Source organism: Streptomyces sp. E2N166, assembly GCF_003671715.1.
Classification (GTDB): Bacteria; Actinomycetota; Actinomycetes; order Streptomycetales; family Streptomycetaceae; genus Streptomyces; species Streptomyces thinghirensis.
Genome location: NZ_RAIF01000027.1, coordinates 180,051 through 188,279 on the forward strand (window position 1 = coordinate 180,051; position 8,229 = coordinate 188,279).

General features: G+C 70.0%; 5 protein-coding genes. 4 read left to right on the plus strand and 1 reads right to left on the minus strand.

Features of this window, described 5'->3' with window-relative positions:
* Nucleotides 1-11: 11 nt before the first annotated feature.
* The 4 genes from nuoL to recQ all read left to right on the plus strand — a co-directional run bounded on the left by nuoL (nucleotide 12) and on the right by recQ (nucleotide 7,584).
* A complete protein-coding gene (gene nuoL / locus EBH09_RS21365) occupies nucleotides 12-1,976 on the plus strand; it encodes an NADH-quinone oxidoreductase subunit L (RefSeq protein WP_121748583.1) in 1,965 nt (654 codons plus the stop codon).
* A 5-nt stretch (nucleotides 1,977-1,981) separates the two neighbouring features.
* The gene (locus EBH09_RS21370; protein WP_121748584.1) at nucleotides 1,982-3,553 is read left to right on the plus strand and encodes an NADH-quinone oxidoreductase subunit M; all 1,572 of its coding nucleotides are present in this window, start codon (nucleotides 1,982-1,984) and stop codon (nucleotides 3,551-3,553) included.
* A complete protein-coding gene (gene nuoN / locus EBH09_RS21375; protein ID WP_121748585.1) occupies nucleotides 3,550-5,208 on the plus strand; it encodes an NADH-quinone oxidoreductase subunit NuoN in 1,659 nt (552 codons plus the stop codon). The genes EBH09_RS21370 and nuoN overlap by 4 nt, the downstream gene beginning before the upstream one ends.
* 351 nt (nucleotides 5,209-5,559) lie before the next feature.
* Nucleotides 5,560-7,584 (plus strand): DNA helicase RecQ, encoded by a 2,025-nt coding sequence (recQ, locus tag EBH09_RS21380; RefSeq protein ID WP_121748586.1) that lies wholly within the window; start codon nucleotides 5,560-5,562, stop codon nucleotides 7,582-7,584.
* A 38-nt stretch (nucleotides 7,585-7,622) separates the two neighbouring features.
* Here recQ and EBH09_RS21385 read toward each other — a convergent pair.
* A partial coding sequence (locus tag EBH09_RS21385; RefSeq protein WP_153182700.1) for a M56 family metallopeptidase occupies nucleotides 7,623-8,229 on the minus strand: 607 nt, incomplete at its 5' end.

Here is an 8,229-nt window from a genome sequence, read left to right on the forward strand (position 1 = left end):
GTCGCTGAATCGTGGAGAATCTGATTGCGCTGCTGGTGGCGGCGCCCTTGCTCGGAGCGGCGGTCCTGCTGTGCGGCGGACGCCGACTGGACGCCGTCGGCCACTGGATCGGCACGGTGCTGGCCGCCACGTCCTTCGTGATCGGCGCCGTCCTCTTCGCCGACATGCTCGGTGCCGGCGCCGAGGACCGCACCCTGACGCAGCACCTGTTCAGCTGGATCCCGGTGGAGGGGTTCCAGGCAGATGTCGCCTTCCGCCTCGACCAGTTGTCGATGACCTTCGTCCTGCTGATCACCGGCGTCGGCTCGCTCATCCATCTGTACTCGGTCGCGTACATGGAGCACGACGAGCGCCGCCGCCGCTTCTTCGGCTATCTGAACCTGTTCCTCGCGGCGATGCTGCTGCTCGTCCTCGCCGACAACTACCTGCTGCTCTACGTCGGCTGGGAGGGCGTCGGTCTCGCCTCCTACCTGCTGATCGGCTTCTGGCAGCACAAGCCCAGCGCCGCCACCGCCGCGAAGAAGGCCTTCCTGGTCAACCGCGTCGGCGACATGGGTCTGTCCATCGCGATCATGCTGATGTTCCTGTGGTTCGGCACCTTCGCCTTCGGACCGGTGCTCGGCGGCCACGGGGAGGCCGGACTCGCCGGATCGGCGGACGAGGGCAAGCTCACCGCGATCGCGCTGATGCTGCTGCTCGCCGCCTGCGGCAAGTCCGCCCAGGTGCCGCTGCAGTCCTGGCTCGGGGACGCGATGGAGGGCCCGACTCCGGTCTCCGCCCTCATCCACGCCGCGACCATGGTGACGGCGGGCGTGTACCTGATCGTCCGCTCCGGCGCCATCTTCAACGGTGCGCCCGACGCGCAGTTGGTCGTCACCATCGTCGGCGCGGTCACGCTGCTGTTCGGTGCGATCGTCGGTTGCGCCAAGGACGACATCAAGAAGGCGCTGGCCGGCTCGACGATGTCGCAGATCGGCTACATGGTGCTGGCGGCCGGTCTCGGCCCGATCGGCTACGTCTTCGCGATCATGCACCTGGTGACGCACGGCTTCTTCAAGGCCGGGCTGTTCCTCGGGGCCGGATCGGTCATGCACGGCATGAACGACGAGGTCGACATGCGCCGCTACGGCGGACTGCGCAAGTACATGCCGGTCACGTTCATCACCTTCGGCCTCGGCTATCTCGCCATCATCGGTTTCCCGGGGCTGTCCGGCTTCTTCTCCAAGGACAAGATCATCGAGTCGGCGTTCGCAAAGGGCGGCACCGAGGGCTGGATCCTCGGCGGCGTGGCCCTGCTGGGCGCGGCCATCACGGCGTACTACATGACGCGCGTGATGCTGATGACGTTCTTCGGCGAGGAGCGCTGGCGCAAGGCCCCGACGCCGTCGCCCGCCGAGCCCGACGTGGAGCCGGCCGCCGAGACACGCGGCGAGTACACCCCGCCGCACCCGCACGAGTCGCCGAAGACCATGACGATCCCGATGATCGTGCTGGCCGTCGGCTCGGTGTTCGGCGGTGCGTTCTTCAGCATCGGCGACCGCTTCGTGCACTGGCTGGAGCCCATCACCGGGCACGACCACGGCCACGCGCCGATCAGCGCCCTGACGGTCACGATCTCCACGGTCGCCGTGATGGTGATCGGCGTCGCGGCCGCCTGGGCGCAGTACGGCCGCCGTCCCGTCCCGGCCGTCGCCCCGCGCGGGTCGCTGCTCACCCGGGCCGCCCGGCGCGACCTGCTCCAGGACGACTTCAACCACGTCGTCCTGGTCCGCGGCGGGGAGCACCTCACGCGCTCCCTGGTCTACGTCGACCACACCCTGGTCGACGGGGTCGTCAACGGCACGGCGGCCTCGGTCGGCGGCCTGTCCGGACGGATGCGCAAGCTGCAGAACGGCTTCGCGCGCTCGTACGCGGTCTCGATGTTCGGCGGTGCGGTGGTCCTCGTCGCCGCGACCCTGCTGATGAGGGCGGTCTGATACCGATGTCCTTTCCCCTGCTGACAGTCACGGCGGCCCTGCCGGCCGTCGGGGCGATCGCGACGGCAGCCGTGCCGGCCACGAAACGCACCGCGGCCAAGTGGCTGGCGCTGCTGGTCTCGCTGGCCACGCTCGTGCTGGCGATCACGGTCCTGGTCCGTTTCGACCCCGGCGGCGACCGCTACCAGCTCACCGAGTCCCACTCCTGGATCGCGGAGTTCGGCGTCCGGTACGAGCTGGGCGTGGACGGCATCGCGGTGGCGCTGATCGCGCTGACCGCCCTGCTGATCCCGTTCATCATCCTGGCGGGCTGGCACGACGCCGACCCGCTGGAGACCGGCAGCACCAGGTGGCGGCCTACGCAGGGCTTCTTCGCCCTGATCCTGGCCGTCGAGGCGATGGTGATCATCTCCTTCGAGGCCACCGACGTCTTCCTCTTCTACATCTTCTTCGAAGCCATGCTGATCCCGATGTACTTCCTCATCGGCGGCTTCGGGGACCGGGCCCACGAGCACGGTGAGAAGACGGCGGCGACGCAGCGTTCGTACGCCGCCGTGAAGTTCCTCCTCTACAACCTGGCCGGCGGCCTGATCATGCTGGCCGCGGTGATCGGGCTCTACGTGGTCGCCGGGAACTTCTCCCTCACCGAGATCGCCGAGGCACGGGCGAGCGGCGAGCTGACCATGTCGACCAGCACGGAACGCTGGCTGTTCCTCGGCTTCTTCTTCGCCTTCGCGGTGAAGGCACCGCTGTGGCCGCTGCACACCTGGCTGCCCAACGCCATGCAGGAGTCGACCGCCCCGGTCGCCGTACTCATCACGGCGGTCGTCGACAAGGTCGGCACCTTCGCGATGCTGCGCTTCTGCCTCCAGCTCTTCCCGGAGGCGAGCAAGTGGGCGACGCCGGTCGTCCTCGTCCTCGCGGTCATCAGCATCATCTACGGGGCGCTGCTGGCGGTCGGTCAGCGTGACATCAAGCGGCTGATCGCCTACGCGTCGATCTCGCACTTCGGCTTCATCATCATGGGCATCTTCGCGATGACCAGCCAGGGCCAGTCGGGCGCGACGCTCTACATGGTCAACCACGGCATCTCGACCGCCGTCCTGATGCTGATCGCCGGCTTCCTGATCTCGCGGCGCGGCTCGCGGCTCATCGCCGACTACGGCGGAGTGCAGAAGGTCGCCCCGGTGCTCGCCGGCACCTTCCTGATCGGCGGCCTGGCGACCCTCTCCCTGCCGGGCCTCGCGCCCTTCATCAGTGAGTTCCTGGTCCTGGTCGGCACGTTCACGCGCTACCCGGTGATCGGCATCATCGCCACCTTCGGCATCGTGCTCGCCGCGCTCTACACCCTCGTCCTCTACCAGCGGACGATGACGGGCCCGGTGAAGCCGGAGGTGTCCGCGATGCCCGATCTGCGGGTGCGGGAGCTGGTGGTCGTGGCGCCGCTGGTGGCGCTGCTGATCTTCCTGGGCGTCTTCCCGAAGCCCCTCACGGACATCGTCAACCCCGCGGTGGAGCAGACCATGTCCGACGTACACAAGAAGGACCCCCAGCCTGAGGTGGAGGCGGCCAAGTGAGCGCAACAGCCGTCCACAGCCTGTGGACAACGGCGGCAACGGCGGCCGACCCGATCGGGAAGATCGACGCGCCGAAGATCGAGTACGGGCAGTTGTCGCCCGTCCTCATCGTCCTCGGCGCGGCGATCATCGGAATCCTGATCGAGGCCTTCGTGCCGCGCCGGTTCCGCTACTACGTTCAGACGTTCATGTCCGCCGTCGCGCTCGTCGCCGCCTTCGCCGCGGTCGTCGCGCTCGCGGCGGGCGGATACGGCACGACCAAGGCGGGCATCGCGGCGATGGGCGCCATCGCCGTCGACGGACCGGCCCTGTTCCTTCAGGGCACCATTCTGCTGGCGAGCCTGGTCGGCCTCTTCACCTTCGCCGAGCGGCGGCTCGACCCGGACGTGCACGGCAACCGCGTCGACTCCTTCGCCGCACAGGCGGCGTCCGTACCGGGCAGCGAGAGCGAGAAGAAGGCGGTGAAGGCCGGGTTCACCACCACCGAGGTGTTCCCGCTGCTGCTCTTCGCCGTCGCCGGCATGCTGGTCTTCCCGGCGGCCAACGACCTGCTGACGCTCTTCGTTGCCCTGGAGGTCTTCTCCCTTCCCCTCTACCTGTTGTGCGCGCTGGCCCGCCGCAAGCGGCTGATGTCGCAGGAGGCGGCGGTCAAGTACTTCCTGCTCGGCGCCTTCGCCTCCGCCTTCACCCTGTTCGGCATCGCCCTGCTCTACGGCTACGCGGGCTCGATGTCGTACGGCACGATCGCGCAGGTCGTCGACGGCACCGTCCAGAACGTCACCCCGGCGCTCGCCGACACCATGGGCAACGACGCGCTGCTCCTGGTCGGGGCCGCGCTGATCGTCATGGGCCTGCTGTTCAAGGTGGGCGCGGTGCCGTTCCACATGTGGACGCCGGACGTGTACCAGGGCGCGCCGACGCCGGTGACCGGCTTCATGGCGGCGGCGACCAAGGTGGCGGCCTTCGGCGCCCTGCTCCGCATCCTCTACGTCGTCCTGCCCGGCCTGCGCTGGGACTGGCGGCCGGTGATGTGGGCCGTGGCGATCGTCACCATGCTGGCCGGCGCGATCGTCGCGATCACGCAGACCGACATCAAGCGGCTGCTGGCGTACTCGTCGATCGCGCACGCGGGCTTCATCCTCGCCGGTGTCATCGCGACCACGCCGGACGGCATCTCCTCCGTCCTCTTCTACCTGGCCGCGTACTCCTTCGTCACGATCGGTGCCTTCGCGGTGGTGACGCTGGTGCGTGACGCGGGCGGCGAGGCGACGCACCTGTCGAAGTGGGCCGGGCTCGGGCGCAGGTCACCGCTGGTGGCGGCCGTGTTCGCGGTGTTCCTGCTGGCCTTCGCGGGCATCCCGCTCACCTCCGGCTTCTCGGGCAAGTTCGCCGTCTTCAAGGCGGCGGCGGAGGGCGGCGCGGCTCCGCTGGTCGTGATCGGCGTGATCTCGTCTGCGATCGCGGCGTTCTTCTACATCCGCGTGATCGTGCTGATGTTCTTCAGTGAGCCGAGGCCGGAGGGCCCGACCGTCGCGGTGCCGTCACCGCTGACGATGACGGCGATCGGCGTCGGAGTGGCGGTCACGGTGGTGCTCGGTGTGGCGCCGCAGTACTTCCTGGACCTGGCGGGACAGGCGGGGGTGTTCGTGCGCTGACGCGGCGATCGCCGGTTCGGACACGGCGGCGGCCCGGCACCCTTCGGGGGTGCCGGGCCGCCGTCCGCGGGCCCTACTCGCCGGGCGGGATCGGCCAGGCGGGCGTGGACGCCTTCGGTGCGGCGCTCATCAGTGCTCCCATGGGACGGAGTCTCGCGGGCGCAATCAGACTCCGCCGGAAACGGGCGGGTCTTTCGCGAACGTGTGAACGATCGTCGTGTCCTTGACGCGGGTCGCCTCGGACAGCCTGTGGATAACTCCGAGGTTGTCGGCGCGGACCCCTATCGTTGAGGCAGTGGTCGGGACAGGACGGACCAGGCGGACGAGGCAGGGCGTACGGGGGACGGGACGATGGGCGGGACGAGCGTGATCGGCGAGATGGCAGAGGCGACAGCGGAGACGAGGGTGGGGCAGTCGGACAGCGAGGCGCTGGCCACGCTGCACCGGGTCTTCGGATACGAGGCCTTCCGCGGCGAGCAGGAGGCGGTCGTCGACCACGTGGTGGCGGGCGGTGACGCCGTCGTGCTCATGCCGACCGGCGGCGGCAAGTCGCTGTGCTACCAGATTCCGTCCCTGGTCCGGCCCGGCACGGGCATCGTGGTCTCGCCGCTGATCGCGCTGATGCAGGACCAGGTGGACGCGCTGCGGGCGCTCGGTGTGCGGGCCGGGTTCATGAACTCCACGCAGGACTTCGACGAGCGGCGCGTGGTGGAGGCCGAGTTCCTCGCCGGCGAGCTGGACCTGCTGTACCTTGCCCCCGAGCGGCTGCGGCTGGAGGGCACCCTCGACCTGCTCTCCCGGGGCAAGATCTCCCTCTTCGCGATCGACGAGGCGCACTGCGTCTCCCAGTGGGGCCACGACTTCCGGCCCGACTACCTGGCCCTGTCCCTGCTCGGCGAGCGCTGGCCGGACGTGCCCCGGCTCGCACTCACGGCGACGGCCACGCACGCGACGCACCGCGAGATCACCGAGCGGTTGAACATGCCGGCGGCGCGGCACTTCGTGGCGAGCTTCGACCGGCCCAACATCCAGTACCGGGTCGTGCCGAAATCCGACCCCAAGAAGCAGCTGCTGCACTTCCTGCGCGAGGAGCACCCCGGCGACGCGGGCATCGTGTACTGCCTCTCGCGCAACTCCGTCGACAAGACCGCCGAGTTCCTGTCGAGCAACGGCATCGAGGCCGTGCCGTACCACGCGGGCCTGGACGCGGGCACCCGAGCCGCGCACCAGTCCCGGTTCCTCCGGGAAGAGGGCCTGGTGGTCGTGGCGACCATCGCCTTCGGCATGGGCATCGACAAGCCGGACGTGCGATTCGTCGCCCACCTGGACCTTCCCAAGTCGGTCGAGGGCTACTACCAGGAGACCGGACGCGCCGGGCGGGACGGCCTGCCGTCGACCGCCTGGATGGCGTACGGCCTCAACGACGTCATACAGCAGCGCAAACTGATCCAGTCCGGCGAGGGCGACGAGGCCTTCCGCCGCCGGGCCCAGTCCCACCTGGACGCGATGCTCGCCCTGTGCGAGACCGCCCAGTGCCGGCGCGGCCAGCTCCTCGCCTACTTCGGGCAGGACCCGGACCCAGCCGGCTGTGGCAACTGCGACACCTGCGTCACGCCCCCGGAGACCTGGGACGGCACGGTCCCGGCACAGAAGGTGCTGTCGACGGTGGTGCGGCTCAAGCGGGAGCGCGGCCAGAAGTTCGGCGCGGGGCAGATCATCGACATCCTGTTGGGCAAGCGCACCGCCAAGGTGATCCAGTTCGACCACGACCAGCTCTCCGTGTTCGGCATCGGCGAGGAGCTGACCGAGGGGGAGTGGCGGGGCGTCGCCCGGCAGCTGCTGGCCCAGGGACTCCTCGCGGTCGAGGGCGAGTACGGCACGCTGGTGCTGACCGAGACCAGCGGGTCGGTGCTGCGCCGGGAGCGGGAGGTGCCGCTGCGCAAGGAGCCCAAGAAGCCGGCCACGGCCCGGTCGGCAGGCGGCGGACGGGGGGACCGCAAGCCCAAGGCCGCCGCGGTCGAACTGCCCGAGGAACTGCTCCCCGCCTTCGAGGCCCTGCGCGCCTGGCGCGCGGAGCAGGCCCGCGAGCAGGGCGTTCCGGCGTACGTCATCTTCCACGACGCCACGCTCCGGGAGATCGCCACCGCCTGGCCCACCTCGATCGGGCAGCTCGGAGGCATCAGCGGGGTCGGCGAGAAGAAGCTGGCGACGTACGGGGAGGGCGTGCTCGCGGTGCTGGCGGGGCTGAACGGACCGGCCACGGCGCCCGTACCGGACCGCTCGTCGGCCGGAACAGGCTCCGGTGCTGACTCCGGTTCCGGCGTGGACGACTGGCCCGAGAACGAGCCGGAGCCCGAGCCCGACGACTGGATATAGGCGACGGGTGACGGGCGACGGGCGTGCGACGCGGCTCCCTACGCCAGCGCCGTCAGGCCCGGGGCGAAGGTGATCAGCAGCGGGAGGAGGGGGACCAGAGCGGCTGTCGCCGTGGTCAGGGCCCTGTGCCGGGGAAGCAGGCGGGGCGGGGGTTCCAGGAGGCGGTCGACCCGTTCGCCGAGGAGCCGGTGGCTGGAGGAGCAGGACAGGACACCGCGGTGCTGGTTCAGCTCGATCAGGGCCAATGCCGTGGTCAAGTGGCCGCAGCGGCGGGAGGCGGTGTCGTCGGCGGCGAGTTCGACCAGGCGGTGGGTCTGGTCGCAGAAGTGGGCGAACAGCGGGACCCGCGGGAAGCCGGTGGCCAGGGCGCTGGACAGGTGCAGCAGCCAGTCGTGGCGGGCCCGGGCGTGGCCCCGCTCGTGGGTGAGGACTGCGTCGAGCTGATGGTCGGTGAGTCGCTGCAGGGCACCGGTGGTGACGATCAGCTGGGGCGGGTTGCCGGGCATCCACCAGGCGTCCGGGTACTCGTCCTCCAGGACCAGCAGGGGGCCGCGGGCGGCGGGGAGACCGGCGGGCAGGTCGGGGGCGCGTTCGCGCAGGTTGGCGCGTGAGTGGGCGCGCCGTCGGCGGGCCTCGACGAGTTCG